This is a genomic window from Acinetobacter sp. YH12138 (assembly GCF_015218525.1).
GTDB lineage: Bacteria > Pseudomonadota > Gammaproteobacteria > Pseudomonadales > Moraxellaceae > Acinetobacter > Acinetobacter amyesii.
The window spans coordinates 58,491-77,402 of the sequence record NZ_CP048672.1; the positions used below are offsets into that span (position 1 = coordinate 58,491).

The following is an 18,912-nucleotide window of genomic DNA, read 5'->3' on the forward strand; positions in this document are numbered from 1 at the left end:
CTAATTTGTCCTACAGCAGATTTATTCCATTAAGAAAATCTTTGAACATAAAAAGCCCTGATAAAATCAAGAGTATACCCATCAGCTTATTTAGCCGATTAAACCAGATAGGATTAGCAATTTTGTTGCCTAATACTTTTCCAACCAGAGCATAGGTGAATGGTGCGCCAACAGCACCAAGTGAAATCAGTAAAGAAACTATCAAGATCATGATTCCTGTGATTTTGGCTGCAGGGTACATAATTGTCGTAACAGGTAGAATGACGAGAATGGCTTTTGGATTTAATAACTGAATAAATAAGCCATTTAAGAATGTTAGATGGCTTTCTTGCTGTTGAGTTGTTTCTACATTCGCCCTAATCATTTTTATAGCCAAGTAGAATGTATAAATTGCACCCGCTAAAGCAATATAATGAATCAATCCATGTGGAATAACAGCTTCACCTATATAGCCAAACAATACGAATAAGATCAACATGGCGAAACCAATGCCTAGGTAAAATCCTATAGTCTTTTTTAATTGACCTGTAAGGCCAGAATTTAGCCCCATAAAATTTACAGGGCCTGGGCTATACATAACGCTTAATGTATAAAGAAATATTTCCACAGAGTTCACTCAATTAGATAGCAATAAACATCAAAGAGAGAACGGTATCGAGTTATAGGCCTTAAAGATTGTACGTTTGTGCTGAACTAATTAAAAATTTCTATTTAACTTATGTTCACCTAAAGTTCACTTCATAAGTGTATAAAGAAACTATGTATTGTATTTTCAATTGCTTATATAAATATTAGTCTTGGTTTAGAATTTTAAAGTTCATGAACTATGAGAAAAAACTAAGATACGATCAAAATTGTAGAACAACAAAATTATTTATACTAATTTACAAGCCACGCTGTTTAAGCGTGTCATTAAAAAATAAATCTTTTAATCTCTCCACACAATCTCCACACAATCTCCACACAACATCAGCAATTCATAAACACTGCTATTTCAAAATAGTAGTATCTAAAACCCCCCCTCTGAAAAAGCATGTCAACACATTATCATTTAATAGGTTCAATACTTATTACAACTGTACTTTTAATCGGCTGTACACAAGCCAAAGATGCTGAACAGTCCCCAACAGAAATGCCACCAGCGGTTGTCAGTACCATCACGGTATTACCGCATTCCATGAATTTAATTGAAAATCTTCCAGGCCGTGTTGTCGCTTACCGTATTGCTGAAATTCGCCCGCAAGTAGGTGGAATTGTTGATAAAGTACTTTTTAAGCAAGGCTCTTATGTGCAAGCAGGTCAACCGCTTTTTAAATTGAATTCTGAAATATTTCAGGCAGATGTAAAAAGCAATCAAGCCACTTTAAACCGTGCACAAGCTGAGGTGACACGTTTGCAGGTGCTGTTAAAACGCTACACTGAATTAGTAAAAGTAAATGCGGTTAGTCAGCAGGAATACAACAATACCGAAGCAGATTATCAAAAAGCAAAAGCCGATGTGGCGCAAATGCAAGCCATGTTAAGCAGACAACAACTTAATCTTAAATATGCGACTGTTACAGCCCCTATCTCGGGAACGATTGGTGAAATCTTAGTGACTGAGGGTGCATTAGTTGGTCAAGGTGATACTAATGCAATGGCCGTAATACAACAGATTAATAAAGTCTATGTTGATGTAAAGCAATCAATTAGTGATTATGAAAAACTACAGGAAGCTTTACAGCAAGGTGACGTGTCAAATACCAAACATACGGTTGAAATCCTAAATAGTCAGGGTAAACCTTATAACGTTACAGGTGAAATCCTATTTTCGGATACTAAAGTTGATCCTGATACGGGTGATGTCACAATCCGTATTTTAGCCAATAATGAAAATCAAAAACTTTTGCCAGGCATGTATGTTCGAGTCAATATGAGCCGAGCTCAAGTTGAAAATGCGCTCCTAGTTCCAGAACAAGCGATTCAACATGATATTAGTGGTAAAGCCAATGTTACGATTGTTAATCAAAAAGGTTTAGCGCAAAGCAAGCCTGTTCAGCTTGGTCAACGTTATCAAAATAACTATGTGATCAAACAAGGGTTACAAGCAGGTGAGAAAGTCATTGTTGAAGGGGCTGATCGTATACAGCCTGAGCAAAAATTAAAAATTAAGCAGTGGCAACCTACAAATATTAAGGAAAATGGAGGACAGCAATAATGTCCCAATTTTTCATTAGGCGTCCTATTTTTGCATGGGTGATTGCTTTATTTATTATTCTGTTGGGTGTACTAAGCATCCCCAAGTTACCTATTGCACGATTCCCAAGTGTTGCGCCACCACAGATTAGTATTACGGCAATCTATCCAGGTGCTACGCCAAAAACATTGAATGATAGTGTTGTGACCTTGATTGAGCGGGAAATGTCAGGTGTCAAAAACTTACTTTATTACAGTTCAAGTTCAGATAGTTCTGGAACAGCAACAATCACCGCAACATTTAAACCAGGTACAGATGTAGAACTTGCACAAATTGATGTGCAAAACAAAATTAAAGCCATTGAGTCACGCTTACCTCAAACAGTGCGACAACAAGGGCTGATGGTCGATGCTGCGTCGTCTGGTTTTTTAATGATGGTGGGCTTAAGTTCACCGAATGGCAAATATAGTGAAATTGATGTCAGTGACTATATGACTCGCTATGTGATTGAAGAATTAAAGCGGGTTGACGGTGTTGGTAAAGTCCAAAATTTTGGTGCTGAAAAAGCCATGCGGATTTGGGTCGATCCAGATCGTTTGGTTTCTTATGGATTGAGTATTCAAGATGTGAATACAGCCATCCAAAACCAAAACTTGCCGATATCACCAGGTCGTATTGGTGATGTTCCTGCTTTGACGGGGCAACAAATTACTATTCCTTTAACTGCTCAAGGTCAATTAGAAACTGTAGAGCAATTCAAGAAAATTAGTTTACGTGCTCAACAAAATGGCGCCAATGTTCGACTGTCGGATGTCGCTCGTGTCGAAATCGGGGCACAGATGTATAACTTTGCGATTTTAGAAAATGGCAAAGCCTCTACAGCTGTGGCGATACAAATGAGTCCTGGTGCCAACGCTGTCAAGACTGCAGAAGGTGTTAAAGCGAAAATTGAACAGTTAGGTTCAGCACTGCCTGATGGTATGAAATTCTCTATACCTTACGACACTGCACCTTTTGTAAAAATCTCGATTGAAAAAGTAATCATGACATTGCTTGAAGCTATGGCATTAGTTTTTATTGTCATGTTTATCTTTTTACACAATGTTCGATACACCTTAATTCCGGCGATTGTTGCACCGATTGCATTGCTTGGCACATTCTCAGTCATGCTGCTTGCTGGTTTTTCGATTAATGTGCTGACCATGTTCGGTATGGTGCTTGCGATCGGGATTATTGTCGATGATGCGATTGTGGTCATTGAGAATGTTGAACGCATTATGGCGACAGAAGGCTTATCTCCAGTTGAAGCCACATCTAAAGCCATGAAGGAAATTACCAATCCGATTATTGGCATCACCTTAGTGTTAGCCGCTGTATTCTTGCCGATGGCATTGGCGTCAGGCTCAGTGGGGATTATCTATCGTCAGTTCACCATTACCATGTCGGTTTCAATTTTATTCTCAGCTTTCCTTGCACTGACATTAACCCCTGCGTTATGTGCAACGATGTTAAAACCGATTGATCAAGACCATCAGAAAAAGGGTGTTTTTGCATCGTTTGATCGCAGTTTTGAGAAGCTGAACAATCGCTATGAACGCAGTTTATTTAAAGTAATTAAACATAAAACCCTCGCAATGTTATGTTTCTTAGGCATTGTCATTGTGCTGATTTTTAGTTTTAAACACGTTCCGACTGCGTTTATGCCAGAAGAAGATCAGGGGTGGTTTATGACTTCGATTCAACTTCCTGCGGATGCAACTCAAGAACGTACCCGTAAAGTCGTTGCTGAGTTTCAAAATTATTTAGACCAAGAAACGGGGATTAAAGACAATATGGCGGTCTTAGGTTTTGGTTTTAGTGGATCTGGTCAGAATACAGCGATGTATTTTACCAATCTATTGCCATTCGAAGAGCGTACTATTACGGCACAAGAAGTCGTGAATAATGCCAATATAGCGATGGCTGAAAGTTCAGAAGGTCAAACCATGTCTGTGTTACCACCAGCAATTGATGAATTGGGTAACTCATCTGGTTTTTCACTGAGATTATTAGATCGTGGCAATATTGGCATGCCTGCTTTAAGAGAAGCACAAGATCAGCTTTTAGCATTAGCAGCACAAAGTAAAATCGTGGCGGAGGTCTATCCTGAAGGTTTGCCAGATGGCAGTTCTGTACAGCTTAAAATTGATAGAGATAAATTGCAGGCATTAGGTGTTAATTTCAGTGATGTGACCGATATTATTTCAACCTCAATGGGTTCGATGTATATCAATGATTTTCCAAATCATGACCGTATGCAGCAAGTCATTGTGCAACTTGATGCCAAATCACGCATGAGTATTGAAGATATTCTTCAGATTAAGGTGAACAGTCAAAGCGGTAAATTGGTTTCAATGTCTGAAATAATTACTCCAATTTGGCAACATTCCCCACAACAATACAATCGTTACAACGGTCGTCCATCATTGAGTATTTCTGGCAGTCCAGCAGCAGGTATATCTTCAGGACAAGCCATGACTGAGATGGAAAATTTGATTGAACAACTTCCGAAAGGTGTGGGTTATGAGTGGACTGGGATTTCTCTAGAAGAAAAACAGTCGGAATCACAAACCTTGTTTTTATTACTGTTGTCGATGTTAGTCGTTTTCCTTGTCTTGGCAGCGCTTTATGAAAGCTGGTCAATTCCATTCTCTGTGATGCTAGTTGTCCCTCTAGGGTTGATTGGCGCCTTTTTAGCAGTAATGTTACGTGGTATGCCAAATGATATTTTCTTTAAGGTCGGCATGATCACGATTATTGGTCTATCTGCAAAGAATGCTATTTTGATTGTTGAGTTTGCAAAAGCACTAAGAGAAGAAGGAATGGGTTTAGTGGAGGCAACCGTTGCAGCCGCTAAATTGCGCTTACGTCCAATCCTAATGACATCTTTGGCATTTACCTGTGGCGTTATTCCTTTAGTCATTGCCAGTGGCGCTAGTTCTGAAACTCAAAAAGCGATTGGTACAGGCGTCTTTGGCGGCATGATCAGCGCAACAATTCTAGCTGTTATTTTTGTACCGATTTTCTTTATTGTCGTCATGAGCATGGTTGAGAAATTCTCGAAACGTAAAGCGGCACATTAAGCATCAAAACTGAGAATAAAAGCTGTGGGTTAACGAGTTTAGCCCACAACAAATCTTTCATTTACATCTTTATTTCAGAATTGATTTAATAAACCATCAATATAGGTTTAATCATGAAAGCTACCAATCTTGATCCGAAACGCTGGTGGATATTGCTCGCTGTCGTGCTTGCATTTCTGCCGATTGTGATTGATATGACTGTACTGCATGTTGCGGTTCCCTCATTAACCCAATCGCTGAGTGCCACAAGTAACCAAGTCTTATGGATTATTGATATTTATCCATTACTTATGGCTGGACTTTTAGTTCCGATGGGAACTTTGGCTGATCGTGTCGGCAATCGTAAGATTCTGCTGATTGGCTTGGTTATATTTGGAATTGCCTCAGTCCTTGCGGCATTTTCCCAAACGGCTTCTATGCTGATTGCCGCACGTGCTTTATTAGCATTAGGCGGTGCCATGATTATGCCCTGTGTATTGGGTATTATTCGCAGAACCTTCGAAGACAGTCGCGAACGTGCCATTGCGCTGGGTATTTGGGGCACAATCGGATCAGCCGGTGCCGCCATTGGACCGCTCATTGGTGGGGGATTGTTAGAATATTTCTGGTGGGGTTCAGTTTTCCTGATTAACGTCCCAATCATGCTGGTTGTCGCACCAATGTGCTATTTCTTATTGTCCCGAAAAGAAGCTATAACCCCTGGACATTGGGCATTTGGTCAAGCGCTATTGCTGATTGTCGGTTTGATTTCGTTTGTATATGCACTAAAAGCAGGCTTAGGCGGTAAACAGTCGTTGTTGATTGTCTTGCCTTTGGTCGTTTTATCTATCGGCTTATTAACCATATTTGTACGCAAACAGCTGAATTCTCCTCAGCCGATGCTAGATCTTTCGCTATTTTCACGTCCTGCTATTTTAGCCGGCATTATTATGGCAATGGTTGCTGCAGGCGCTTTGGCAGGGGTTGAGTTAACTTTGGCAATGGAGCTGCAATATGTCATTCGTTTAACACCGCTGCAAGCCGGTCTTTTTATGGTTCCGATTATGGTTGCGGCCGCTATTGGCGGGCCTATTGCTGGTTTTTTATCCAATAAATTTGGACTCCGTCTGGTTGCGACCATGTCATTAATATTGGCAGCAATTGCGTTGGTCAGTTTGAGTTATTCAGATTTTCATCATCCGGGAATCATCGTTCCCTTTATTTTAGCTTCGATTGGATTAACACTGAGTATTGGTTTAACAGCTTCATCCATTGCGATCATGGGCTCAGTACCTGCAGAAAAGGGCGGTGCGGCAGGTTCACTTGAAAGTACAGGTTATGAACTGGGTACAGGACTAGGTATTACTTTATTTGGTGTTTTCATGGCCTATATATTTGGCAGTCATCTTCAAGTGCCGTCAGATTTAACTGCTGTTTTAGCAGAAAAAGCCAGACTTTCGATTGGTGATACCTATTTAGTGGCGAGCCAGTTACCCGTTGAACAAGGTACAGCATTGATTAACGCAGGTAAAATTGCCTTCAGTTCAGCTCATGTTAATTTATTATTAACAGCAGGGATTATCATCGGGATACTCTCCATTGTGGTATTTTTTATGCTAGCTAAATATCGAGATGAGAATTCATTGTGATGAAATTTATTTGAGGATCATCAAACAGAATGGTTAAGTTCAGACATCAATTTATCTTAAATTTATGGTTTAAATTAAGCCGTATTAATCTGAACTTAACACATTATAAATGAGTTGATGTCTTACGATTTAGTTGAATAGTAAAACAGCTGCCACCTAAGTTTTTGGATTTAGAATAATAAATATGACCTTGGTGTGCTTCAATAATTGCATCAATCACTGCCAAGCCTAATCCAGTACCGCCATCTAGACATGATCTAGAGTCTTCCAGTCGATAGAAGGGTTTGAACAGGTGTTTAAGATGCGATTCATCAATACCAGGACCTTCATCTTCAAACGTCAATACCCAATGTTCTGCTGTGGTTACAGATGTAATATTTATTTTTCCAGCATTCGAATATCTTAGAAAGTTAGAGAACAATGCAATAAAGACCTGTTCCATCCTTCTTATATCAACGCAAACCAATTTATCCGTCAAATTTAAAACAATAGTTAAACCTTTAACATGAAACCGTTCATTAAACATCTGCAGACATTTTTCAATACTATTTTTTAAATTGGTCTTTTCTAGTTCTAATCGTAATTGTTTATTTTCAATAAGTGTCAGTGTCCGTAAATCTTCCACAAGGTAAGATAAGCCTTCGACTTGGTTCAATAAGCTTAGGTGTAAAGCTTTATCGGCAATAAATATACCATCGACAATACCTTGCAAGCGACCTTGTAATATTGTCACAGGTGTTCGTAATTCATGTGCAATTGCAGCATTCCAAACAGTTGAATTCTTAACTGATACTTCAAGTTGGTTTGCCATTTCATTGAAGTTCTCAATAAGAGACTTGATTTCATGTGGAATATCATGATGTGGCTGTTTAATTCTGAGTGCTAAATTGCCTTGTTGAATTTGTTGAATAACATCTGCTAAATCACTAATTGGCTGTGTATAGCGTTTTCCATATTTAAAGGCGAGGATAGTAGAAAGAAAAAAGCCTGTTAATAGCACTAAAAACAGCCAGATAAAGTCAACGGAGGTAACTGAAAATTCATTTGAATTAATAACTTGTGTATTTAGAAAACCTATTTTTATCGCCCAGCTATAAACAAAATAGCCAATCATGAAAGATAACAGCGTAATGCCTAAATTGAATAGGCTCATCATGATAATAAACTGGAAGTTAATTCCAACAGAATTTTTAAAAAAGTTAAATTTCATGATTTTGATCTAAGCGATACCCCACGCCACGGACATTGATTAATAAGCCATTTACATCATTTTCTTCAAGTTTTTTGCGTAATTTGCTGATATGGCTATCTACAGTGCGATCTAAAGCATCACTTTCAGGCATACAGTTTTGGATCAATTCATTACGTGTAAAGACTTTATTCGGTGTTTTTGCCATCAAAAACAGTATCTTATACTCAGTTAACGTAAGGTTGAGCAACTGATTTCTTTGACCATTTGAAATGTAAACTTGATGATGATCTGGATTAATTTCAATATTTCTATAACGAATAATATTAGTTATTTCCATATTTTGGCTTGTACTTCGTCTAAGTACGGCTTGTATTCGTGCAATCACTTCGTTTGGGTTAAATGGCTTAATAATAAAGTCATCAGCACCCATTTTTAGCCCCATGATCTTATTCACTTGATCATCTAAGGCAGTCAGCATAATGACAGGTAAATGACTTGTTTGACGGATGATTTGTAGAATTTCCCAGCCATTTAGTTTGGGTAATTTAATATCAAGGAGAATCAGGTCGATAGAGTTGGCTTTTAGGCACTCTAAAGCTTGTTGTCCATCCAATGCACGGATGACCTGCATGTTTTCATTTTTTATGTATTTTTCAAGAATGTCACCAATATCATAATCATCTTCTACAACGAGAATGACGCTGTTTTCGAAGCTGTGCTGTAGATTTGGATACATATATTTTATCTTAGATGAAGTAGCTATGCATTTTAACATTTAATTGTGTAATGGAGATGATTAGACGAGCAGTCATTTATATTTGTAATTGAGGGGTGACATATAATAAAATTCGTTGCATATCAGTATTAATGAACAAAATGTCAATTATCATTCATTTAACATAATGGTGGTTATACGCAATACACTTGTATATTAATCTAAATATCAACCACTTAATAAAAATAGAAAAATCCAAAAATGACCAAAAAGCCGATTTTGAAACAAGTCGGCTTTTTTTATGAGCGGTTTTGATACTTCTTGCCAATAAATTTGACTAAAAAATAGTCAGTTTTGAGGTTTTTCAAATTTTATCAATACCTCAATGTCCAAAATTATCCACATTTTTTGTGGATAAAATTTAGGCTATTTTGTAAGCCCTGGCTCATACCAATCTCGGCCCTTTGCTGCTATCCGCAATACTGGAAATTTCCTATCATGAAGACATAGAGAGCAGGATGCTCCAGATAAAAAGAATAAGATGAACAACAAGGAACGTGAGATCAGACAGGAGTCAGATCTAAGCGCCAAATATGGAAAAGCCCGACAGGATGTCGGGCTTTTTTATTGCCTATCCTTTCTCATTTGCAAAACAAACATAATGCCCCTAAAATATAGACTATAATCTATATTTTGGTTGTGGTATGTGGACAGTCATTACGACAGATCTATTTAATCAGTGGCTTGAACAGCAAGATGAACCTACACAAGAGAAGGTCCTAGCTGCCCTGGTTGTTCTACAGCAGCAGGGACCGAGTTTAGGCCGTCCTTTAGTAGATACTGTGTATGAGTCTAAATTTACCAATATGAAAGAACTGCGTGTTCAACATCGCGGTAGATCCTTAAGAGCTTTCTTCGCATTTGATCCCTTACGACAGGCTATTGTTCTATGTATTGCTGATAAAGGCGGTAAAAAGCGTTTTTATAAAGACATGCTGGATATTGCAGATGAACAATACCAACTTCATCTCACTACCCTAGGAGATAAATCTAATGGCTAAGACTCTGCAAGAATTGTTAGCTAGCCGCTCTCCAGAGAGCCAAGCCCGTATTCAAAAAATGGCTGATGAATTACTGCTAGAAAATCAGCTTCATCTTATTCGTGAAGAACTCGAAATTTCTCAAAAAGAGCTTGCTGAAACTTTGGGAATAAAACAGCCATCGCTTTCAGCAATAGAAAATCGTGGCAATGATCTTAAGATTTCAACCTTGAAAAAGTATGTTGAGGCAATGGGTGGGAAGCTCCGTATTGATGTAGAGCTTCCAACAGGAAAACATATAGGATTCAACGTTTAACAATAAAAATGGGAGCTATAGGCTCCCATTTTTAGATTCGTATAACGTTGAACCCAACGGTAAATAGTCGTGTGATCAACATTCACACCCCGTTCGGCCAGCATTTCCTGCAGTTCACGATAGCTAATGCCATATTTACAATACCAGCGCACAGCCCAAAGAATGATTTCGCCCTGAAAATGCCGACCATGGAAAGGATTCATATGCTGCACCTTTAGCTAAAACAGTCTTCAGCTTACCATTCGTGGTTATTTGCAACAGTGCCGATTTTTTGAAAAAAGCATAGGTCTAGATAATCAAGCTAGATTTTTTAAAACTCCACATTGGTCAATTGTACATAAACCATCACAAGTACCTCTTAAATCAGATAGTTGTTCAATAAGCTTTTGTTGCTTGATTATATTTTCTCTGATAGCACTGACATGTAAGTCAATTAATTCATTCACATCTGAACAATTTTTCTCAGGTTTGTCTTTATAGGTAAGTAATTGACGAATTTCATTCAAACTCATATTTAAAGTTCGGCAATTCAAAATAAATTTAATTCGCTCAACATAGCCTACATCGTAAAGGCGGTAATTTCCTTCCGTTCTTTCCGGTTCCGGAATTAAACCTTCCTTTTCATAAAACCTAATTGTTAATACTGAACATGAGGTTTTTTTAGAGAGTTCACCAATTTTTAAATGCATTGAGTTAGTATTTCCAAAGATTCTTGACTCTATAGTAACTATAGGGGTTCTAATATTCAAAGTTTATAATTTTTTTAATGGGTATAATTATGAGTGGTTGTGGATGTAGTAAAGAAACACCATGCGAAGATAAGAAATCTCAACAAGAAAATCATCCATCAATTGCAGAAGCAAACAATTCAAAGAATTGTGATAATACGCTTAGCTGTTGTGGTGAAGAGGAAGAAAAAAAATCTTCATCTCCTTGCTGTAACACTTCAAACAGTTGTGAAGATACCGCTCAATCCTGTTATGGTTCTGATCCCAAAGAAAATTTAAGCACTGAAGATATTTTAAAAGATTCGCACTACATGAGTGAATACTTAGTTCCCAAAATGGATTGTTCTGCGGAAGAACAGATGGTTCGTATGGCGCTATCTTCAATTGATGGTGTTCAAAAACTCATCTTTGATTTACCTAACCGTTCTTTAAAGGTTCTACATAATCAAAAAGATGAAAATATAACCACCAAACTTGAAGCTTTGGGTTTTGGTGCAAAGCTTGTGAAGACTGAAACTTATATAAGCAATCAACAGGCTAAGCAAACAAGTACCTACACCATTCCTAAAATGGATTGCTCTGCTGAAGAGCAAATGGTCCGTATGGCTCTTGCAGATATTGAAGCAGTTAAAGGTCTTACTTTTGATCTTCCCAATCGAAAACTGAAAGTCTTCCATAATGAAGGGATTCAGCAAATTACGGCTAAACTCGAAGGACTGGGTTTTGGGGCGAAACTTGATGAAACACAGCTTTCTTCAGGCGATATACCTAATGAACCTGATCCTGTGAGACAAGCTAAAGTACTTAAACTGTTATTAGGTATTAATGCTCTACTTTTCTTTATAGAATTCATCAGCGGTATTATTGCTGCGTCTACGGGATTGATTGCTGATTCTCTAGATATGTTTGCCGATGCAGCCGTTTATGGTATTGCGCTATATGCCGTCGGAAAAGCTGCGAAATATCAAATAAAAGCAGCCCATTTCGCAGGTTGGATTCAGTTATTACTTGCTGTTATCGTGATTGTTGATGTCATTAGACGATTCATGTTTGGAAGCGAGCCAGAATCAACGCTCATGATTGTTATTGGCCTGCTCGCACTTATAGCTAACGTGACATGCTTATATCTTATTTCTGGTCATCGAGAAGATGGCGCACATATGAAAGCCAGTTGGATTTTCTCGGCGAATGACGTTGTCGTAAATATGGGCGTTATATTTGCCGGTGTACTCGTGGCGTGGACGGGATCAGCTTATCCAGACTTAATCATTGGCATACTGGTTTCTTTATTCGTACTTAATGGTGCCCGAAAAATTTTGGCTTTGAAGTAAGGGCACTGTTGCAAATAACCACGAATGGTAAGCTGAAGACTGTTTTAGCTAAAGGTGCAGCATATGAATCCTTTCCATGGTCGGCATTTTCAGGGCGAAATCATTCTTTGGGCTGTGCGCTGGTATTGTAAATATGGCATTAGCTATCGTGAACTGCAGGAAATGCTGGCCGAACGGGGTGTGAATGTTGATCACACGACTATTTACCGTTGGGTTCAACGTTATGCTCCTGAAATAGAAAAACGTTTACGCTGGTATTGGCGTAATCCTACAGATCTGAGCTCGTGGCATATTGATGAAACCTATGTAAAAGTGAATGGACGATGGTCTTATCTGTATCGTGCAGTCGATCAACGTGGCGATACCATTGATTTTTATCTTTCTTCTAGACGTAATACCAAATCAGCATATTGTTTTCTTGGAAAAATTTTAAATAATGTGAAGAAGTGGCAAATTCCACAAATGATCAACACGGATAAAGCACCCACATATGGACGTGCTTTATCACGGTTAAAATGGGAAAGAAAATGTCCACCAGATCTTGAGCACAGGCAGGTTAAGTATAAAAATAACGTGATCGAATGTAATCATGGCAAGCTAAAGCGGATCATCAGGGCCACATTAGGATTCAAATCTATGAAGACTGCTTATGCCACAATTAAAGGTATTGAAGTCATGCGTGCACTACGTAAAGGACAAGCATCGTCATTTTATTATGGTCAGCCTCAGGGTGAAGTGTGTCTAATCAACAGGGTTTTCGGTCTCTAAGCACTTTTTAAAGGGAACATCATCGACTCAAATCTCTATTTGCAACAGTGCCCTATTTTCTTCAGTAACAACCGCATGGCTATGATCATGATGTTCTGACATAAAATATTTTCCTTATTCTATTTATGATGAGCAGAGATATTGGATAACAGCCAATATCTCTGCTGTAAATCGACTAATCTATTGGATTAAGAAACTTTCTTTTCATTTATCCAACGATAAAGCACGGGTAACAGCACCAAAGTTAGTAATGTTGAAGAGATAATCCCGCCAATCACTACGGTTGCCAGTGGCCGTTGAACCTCAGCCCCTGTTCCGGTTGCCAGCGCCATTGGTACAAAACCCAGTGAAGCCACACAAGCTGTCATCAACACTGGTCTTAAGCGCAAAATAGCCCCTTGCCACACGGCTTTATGCACTGGATATTTGTCCCTTAATTCCTTAATAAAGGTCAGCATTACCAGTCCATTGAGGACTGCAACACCAGATAAGGCAATAAAGCCAATTCCAGCTGACATCGATAATGGAATATCCCTTAGCCAAAGGAACAGCACACCACCGGTCAAGGCAAAGGGTACCCCGGTAAAGACCAATAGACTTTCTTTGACATTGTGAAAGACCGCCATCAGTAAAATAAAGATAGTGATTAAAGCCAGTGGAATCACGATTTGCATCCGTGCTTTGGCTGAAGCCAAATTTTCAAACTGACCGCCATATTCTATCCAATAACCACTTGGCAAAGTGTATGCTTTGAGCTGTGTCTGTACATCAGAAACAAAAGACCCTAAATCACGCCCTTCAACATTCGTTGTAACCACAACTCGGCGTTTACCATTTTCTCGACTGACTTGGTTGATTCCTTCAATGGTCGAGACTTGCGCGACATCCGACAATAAAATACTGCCACCATTTGGAAGCTGAATAGGTAACTGGGAAACAGATGCGACACTACGGTCTTGCTCTCCAAGACGGATAACAAAATCAAAACGACGATCGCCTTCTAAAATCTCTCCCACGCTTTGTCCACCAATACTGGTTGCCACAAGGTCTTGAATTGAACGCACACTCAAACCATATTGTGCAGCCAAAGTTTTATTTACCTCGACATTCAGTAATGGCAAACCTGAGGTCTGCTCAACTTTCACGGCACTGCTACCCGATATTTGCTGAATGATTTTGGAGATTTTAGTCGCCTCAGTATTGAGGACATTCATATCATCACCGAAGATTTTCACACCAACATCACTACGCACACCTGAGATCAATTCATTAAATCGGAGTTCAATCGGTTGTGAAAATTCACTATTATTGCCTGGAATCGTGGCTAAATACGTCACCATACGGCCACGTAATTCATCTAAACTTTCTTTAGGATTTGGCCATTCTGAACGAGGCTTTAACATGATATAGCCATCTGAAATATTGGGTGGCATGACATCTGTTGCAACCTCGGCTGTACCCGTTCTGGCAAATACTGCCTTAATTTCAGGGAAACTCTTTAAAAGAAGTTTTTCAGTATTCTCCTGAATACGTAAAGACTCTTCTAAGCCTGTACTTGGTGAACGTAACTGTTGTACCGCAAAGTCTCCTTCACTGAGCTGTGGTGCAAATTCACTGCCGAGTTTGGTACTGATAAATCCCGTAATCACTAATACACACAGTGCAAAAGTCAGCACAACTGCTTTGTATTGATACGAAATATCAAGAGTTTGCTGATATTTAGCTTTTAGCCATAACATCCAACGACTTTCTTTTTCTTGAATATCGCCTTTGACCCACAATGCCACAGCAGCAGGCACAAAGGTGATCGATAAAATAATGGCTGCAACAAGGGCTAGTACCACTGTCAATGCCATCGGATGGAACATTTTTGCTTCCACACCACTTAAAGCAAAAATCGGCAAATACACCACCAAAATAATAAGCTGACCAAAAATAAGAGGACGACGTGCTTGGCGGGCAGCCAGAAAAACTTCCTTAAAGCGTTCACTTTGTGTGAGAGGTCGTTTTAACAGTTGCTGTGTATGGGCTAAACGCCGGATACAGTTTTCGACAATCACCACAGCACCATCGACAATGATGCCGAAATCGAGTGCACCTAAACTCATCAGATTGGCACTGATATTTTTCTGTGCCATCCCGGTTAAGGTAAACAGCATAGAGAGTGGAATGACACAGGCAGTAATCAAGGCAGCACGGATATTCCCTAAAAACAGGAACAGAATGATGATGACCAGGATTGCTCCCTCTACCAAGTTTTTCTGAACGGTTTTAATCGCCTTCTCAACCAAGGTAGTACGGTCGTACACTGTTTCAATCACTACCCCTTTAGGCAAACTATTCTGAATATCTTGAAGCTTGGCATCCACAGCTTTAGAAACAGTCCGGCTATTTCCACCCATCGCCATCATGGCAACCCCTAAAACGGTTTCTTTGCCGTTATAGGTTGCCCCACCGGTTCTTAAATCATGCCCAATAGAGACTTGCGCAATATCACCAACCCGAATTGGGCTGCCATTTGGGCTACCCAGCATGGTGTTCTCAATATCAGAAAGCCCATTGAATGCACCCGGTACACGTACCGTCAGTTGCTGACCATTGTCTTCAATATAACCTGCACCTCGGTTCTCATTATTTTGCGCTAAAGCCTGTTGCAGTTGTTCTAATGAGATATTCAGTTGCTGCATCCGGTTTAAATCGGGAGAGACCACATAGGTTTTTTCAAAACCACCAATACTGTTGACCTCTGCAACTCCCTTAACACGTTGCAGTTGAGGACGCACAATCCAGTCCTGAATCTCACGCAAATCCATCGGCGTGTATGCAGTTCCATCCGGCTTTTTCGCATTCGGATCTGCCTTCAGTACCCATTGATAAATCTCACCGAGACCCGTAGAAACGGGGGACATCGTCGGTGCGATTTGTGCAGGCAACTCAGATTGCGCCTCCTGTATCCGTTGGTTAATCTGCTGACGGGCCCAATAAATATCAGTCCCATCTTTAAAGACAATGGTGACTTGAGAGAGTCCATAACGGGATATGGAACGGGTAAGCTCCAGATCCGGAATGCCAGCCATGGCATTTTCAATGGGATAGGTAATCCGCTGTTCGACTTCAAGCGCAGTAAAACCCTTGGCTTGAGTATTAATCTGGACTTGGGTATTGGTAATATCGGGTACAGCATCAATCGGGAGTTTCTGATAGCTATACACCCCGACCGCAATCCAGGTACAGACAAAGAGCAACACCCAAATCGCATTTTGTATGGAAAACTGAATGATTCGTTCGAATAAACCTTCTGGTTTTGGCAGATCAGAATTAATGTTCATGGCCTGCCTCGTCTTTTTCTAATTCAGATTTCAACAAGAAACTGCCTTGAGCGATATACTTCTGCCCTTCAGTCAGCCCAGAAATCACTTCAAGCCATTGTCCATCACTTGAAGCCTGCCCCAATTGCACTTTCTGTGCTTTTAAGTGGACTTGACCTTTTTGTTCTGAATCTACGATGAAAATACTGTCTTCACCTTCAATACTTTGCAGCGCAGACTTTTGAATCCGAAGGGCTGATTTTGCTGTAGCTTCCGGAATCAACACTCTCACTAGCACATTAGAACGCAACTCAGTAGCTTGCGCATCGAGTTTTGCGCGCACCACCAGACGCCCTGTTTGTACATCTGCCTGAGAGGTTAAGCTTTGTACAGTAGCTTTATAGATTTGATCTGAATCATTCACTTTAAAGTCAATTTTTTGCCCGGCTTGCAGTTGACCTGAGAATTGATTCGGCAAATTAAACTCAAGCCATAAATCTTTCAGCTGTTCAATGACAAAGAGCTGATTAGCCAGTTGCACATTTTCACCGACCACAATATCTTTTTGACTGATCACCCCAGAGATCGGTGCTTTAATCAGAAAACGCCCATTGTTATTGCCACTTGCACCTAATGCATTTAAACGTGCTTGTGAGGACTGGACAGTAATCTGCGCTTGACGGTAGGCATTTTCGGCACGCTGGTAATCCTGTTTGGCAGAAATCCCCTGTGACCAGAGTTGCTGTTCGCGCTGGTAATCTTTACGGGCCAAATCCAGATTCACCTGTGCCATACGCAGATTTGCCTGTTGGTCGATCAGTTCAGGCACGATTAGTACAGCCAGCGTTTGTCCTTTTTGCACGCTCTGTCCTAAAGCCACATTGACCTGCTCGACATGACCACTAAAATTAGGCGATATATGCGCTTGTTGATCGGTATTCACCACCAATTTACCTGGCAGGGTTGTCAGCTTTTCAACCAATCCTGTGGATGCAACAGCAACTTTTAAACCTTGTTCAACCATTTGTTGGCTGGTCAGTTGTATTTCGCCTTCTTCAGCATGTCCTTCTTCAGAACTATCTTCATCAGAATGTTCGGCATTTCCCTCATCATGACCATGCCCCTCAGATTCAGTTTTTTTTGAACTTAACCAAATAACCAGACTGACCAAGACCGTAATCAGAATCAAAATTGCAATCATGAGAGACTGGGATATTTTTCCGTTTTGCTTGGCGTTCATTTTATCGTGCTCCCCCATTGATTAAATTTTGCGATGCTTCGACTGCCTTTTTATTCAGTTGTGTATAGGCATCCGAACGGCTAATTTCTTCATAACTTGTGCCAATACTGAGTGCCTCAGCTGCGAGGGCAGTTTGCCAAGCTTGACGTAGAATTTGTAATTGACCCAATCGAAGATTCTGCAGTTGGGTGGTTGCTTGCTGAACGTCGGTAATGGACAGTTTCCCTGCCTGAAACCCTTGTAAAGTACGGCTCTGAACTTTGGTCGCCAAAGTAACTTGTGCTGTTGTGGCATCGAACTGGCTACGTAAACCTTTGAGCTGATGCATGCTGTTGGCAATATTGAGTATTTGTTGCTTCAGCTCACGCTGCTGCTGTTGGTTCAGCAATATTTGCTGTTGCTGGACCATCGGGATCGCATATTGCTGGCGGTTGAAAATATTCAGTGGAATAGCCACGCCGATTGCCAAAGTCGTATCGTTGCTTTCATTAGGGGTTTTGCTACGTTTCATGCCTACATTTAAAGTCGGATTGGGACGTGCCTGAATTCTTAAATTTTCAATTTGATGATCCGATTGCTGAATGTTCAAGGCATAGAATTTTTCTAGCCACCCTTCAGCAATATACCGTTGCACAGTTTGGAGACTTTGCTCTGGCCAAGGGATAGCGGTTTTATTCAATTGAAGATGTGAAGATGTTTCTCCCCCCCACAAATTAGACAGCTGACGACCGGCAGCTTGTTTATTCAGCATCGCTTGCTGATAAAGTCGTTGGATTTCTAGCGCTTCAATTTGGGTACGCTCAAAATCAACCAGGGCAATACTGCCTGCCTGATAGCGTTTCTGGGCACTGTCCAGATTGGCTTTACTTGTTTTTAACTGTACTGAATAAGCAGACTGCTCAACCTCAGCAAGTGCAAATTGCGACCATGCAAATTTAACAATCAGTTGGCTTTGTGCCTTCCATAATTGCTGTTGCAATTGGATTTGTTGATTCGAGGTATTGGCAATCACCCGGTTCAGCTTACGCTGACCAAATAGATCTAGAGGTTGACTAACGCCAACATTGAATTCCTGTTCTTGACCTGAGCCAAAGCCAGACTGTTCTAAACTTATACTTGGATTCTGCCATAACCGACTTTGCTGAATATTCAATTCAGATATTTGCTGAACTTGTTGCCACAGCTTGTCTTGAGTCTGGTAACTTTGTACTTTTGCTAAAGCGGATTCAAAGCTGGTAACGTTTTCAGCATAGCTATATTGCATAGCCGCTGCACATATACAAGCAACCAAGCTATGACGCAAGAGTATAATTGATTGTGAAGACATGATTTTTCCCACTTATTTAAA

At 40.0% G+C, this 18,912-nt stretch carries 14 protein-coding genes and 1 pseudogene; 7 read left to right on the forward strand and 8 right to left on the reverse strand.

Annotation, left to right across the window (positions count from 1 at the left end; genetic code table 11):
- Positions 1 to 10: 10 nt before the first annotated feature.
- Complete coding sequence (locus tag G0029_RS17470; protein ID WP_074163998.1) at positions 11 to 607, reverse strand: LysE family translocator; 597 nt, start codon at positions 605 to 607, stop codon at positions 11 to 13.
- A gap of 426 nt (positions 608 to 1,033) precedes the next feature.
- On the opposite strand from G0029_RS17470, the gene G0029_RS17475 reads away from it, so the two are divergent.
- From G0029_RS17475 to G0029_RS17485, 3 genes are all read left to right on the forward strand, one after another.
- Positions 1,034 to 2,197, forward strand: a complete 1,164-nt coding sequence (locus tag G0029_RS17475; protein WP_032073150.1) for an efflux RND transporter periplasmic adaptor subunit — start codon at positions 1,034 to 1,036, stop codon at positions 2,195 to 2,197.
- Entirely contained in the window at positions 2,197 to 5,298 is a 3,102-nt protein-coding gene (locus G0029_RS17480) for a multidrug efflux RND transporter permease subunit (RefSeq protein ID WP_032073149.1), read from the forward strand. The genes G0029_RS17475 and G0029_RS17480 overlap by 1 nt, the downstream gene beginning before the upstream one ends.
- A 113-nt stretch (positions 5,299 to 5,411) precedes the next feature.
- Positions 5,412 to 6,926 carry an MFS transporter gene (locus G0029_RS17485; RefSeq protein WP_032073148.1) on the forward strand — a complete coding sequence of 505 codons (1,515 nt, stop codon included), beginning with the start codon at positions 5,412 to 5,414 and terminating at the stop codon, positions 6,924 to 6,926.
- Between the two features lie 103 nt (positions 6,927 to 7,029).
- On the opposite strand, the gene adeS is transcribed toward G0029_RS17485, so the two are convergent.
- Both adeS and adeR read right to left on the reverse strand, forming a co-directional pair.
- Positions 7,030 to 8,136 carry a two-component sensor histidine kinase AdeS gene (gene adeS / locus G0029_RS17490; RefSeq protein ID WP_032073131.1) on the reverse strand — a complete coding sequence of 369 codons (1,107 nt, stop codon included), beginning with the start codon at positions 8,134 to 8,136 and terminating at the stop codon, positions 7,030 to 7,032.
- Complete coding sequence (gene adeR, locus G0029_RS17495; protein WP_032073130.1) at positions 8,126 to 8,854, reverse strand: efflux system response regulator transcription factor AdeR; 729 nt, start codon at positions 8,852 to 8,854, stop codon at positions 8,126 to 8,128. Before adeR ends, adeS begins: the two co-directional genes overlap by 11 nt.
- Before the next feature lie 683 nt (positions 8,855 to 9,537).
- Between adeR and G0029_RS17500 the strand changes: the two genes are divergently transcribed.
- Both G0029_RS17500 and G0029_RS17505 read left to right on the forward strand, forming a co-directional pair.
- The gene (locus G0029_RS17500; protein WP_115736331.1) at positions 9,538 to 9,894 is read left to right on the forward strand and encodes a type II toxin-antitoxin system RelE/ParE family toxin; all 357 of its coding nucleotides are present in this window, start codon (positions 9,538 to 9,540) and stop codon (positions 9,892 to 9,894) included.
- On the forward strand, positions 9,887 to 10,189 hold the full coding sequence (locus G0029_RS17505; protein WP_005237493.1) for a helix-turn-helix domain-containing protein: 303 nt from the start codon (positions 9,887 to 9,889) through the stop codon (positions 10,187 to 10,189). The genes G0029_RS17500 and G0029_RS17505 overlap by 8 nt, the downstream gene beginning before the upstream one ends.
- A gap of 41 nt (positions 10,190 to 10,230) precedes the next feature.
- Here G0029_RS17505 and G0029_RS17510 read toward each other — a convergent pair.
- Both G0029_RS17510 and cadR read right to left on the reverse strand, forming a co-directional pair.
- Positions 10,231 to 10,392: pseudogene (locus tag G0029_RS17510) on the reverse strand (IS6 family transposase); the annotation flags it as partial.
- 93 nt (positions 10,393 to 10,485) lie between these two features.
- Entirely contained in the window at positions 10,486 to 10,878 is a 393-nt protein-coding gene (cadR, locus tag G0029_RS17515) for a Cd(II)/Pb(II)-responsive transcriptional regulator (RefSeq protein WP_000550240.1), read from the reverse strand.
- A gap of 89 nt (positions 10,879 to 10,967) precedes the next feature.
- Between cadR and G0029_RS17520 the strand changes: the two genes are divergently transcribed.
- Both G0029_RS17520 and G0029_RS17525 read left to right on the forward strand, forming a co-directional pair.
- The gene (locus G0029_RS17520; RefSeq protein WP_005237495.1) at positions 10,968 to 12,248 is read left to right on the forward strand and encodes a cation transporter; all 1,281 of its coding nucleotides are present in this window, start codon (positions 10,968 to 10,970) and stop codon (positions 12,246 to 12,248) included.
- Positions 12,249 to 12,311: 63 nt separating this feature from the next.
- On the forward strand, positions 12,312 to 13,016 hold the full coding sequence (locus G0029_RS17525; RefSeq protein ID WP_180114875.1) for an IS6 family transposase: 705 nt from the start codon (positions 12,312 to 12,314) through the stop codon (positions 13,014 to 13,016).
- Between the two features lie 188 nt (positions 13,017 to 13,204).
- Here G0029_RS17525 and G0029_RS17530 read toward each other — a convergent pair whose 3' ends face one another.
- The 3 genes from G0029_RS17530 to G0029_RS17540 are packed head-to-tail and all read right to left on the reverse strand — an operon-like array spanning position 13,205 to position 18,891.
- Positions 13,205 to 16,345, reverse strand: coding sequence for an efflux RND transporter permease subunit (locus G0029_RS17530; protein WP_016658776.1), 3,141 nt, complete (start codon positions 16,343 to 16,345; stop codon positions 13,205 to 13,207).
- Positions 16,335 to 17,564 (reverse strand): efflux RND transporter periplasmic adaptor subunit, encoded by a 1,230-nt coding sequence (locus tag G0029_RS17535; RefSeq protein ID WP_016658777.1) that lies wholly within the window; start codon positions 17,562 to 17,564, stop codon positions 16,335 to 16,337. Before G0029_RS17535 ends, G0029_RS17530 begins: the two co-directional genes overlap by 11 nt.
- 1 nt (position 17,565) lies before the next feature.
- On the reverse strand, positions 17,566 to 18,891 hold the full coding sequence (locus G0029_RS17540) for a TolC family protein (RefSeq protein ID WP_035269736.1): 1,326 nt from the start codon (positions 18,889 to 18,891) through the stop codon (positions 17,566 to 17,568).
- Positions 18,892 to 18,912 lie beyond the last annotated feature (21 nt).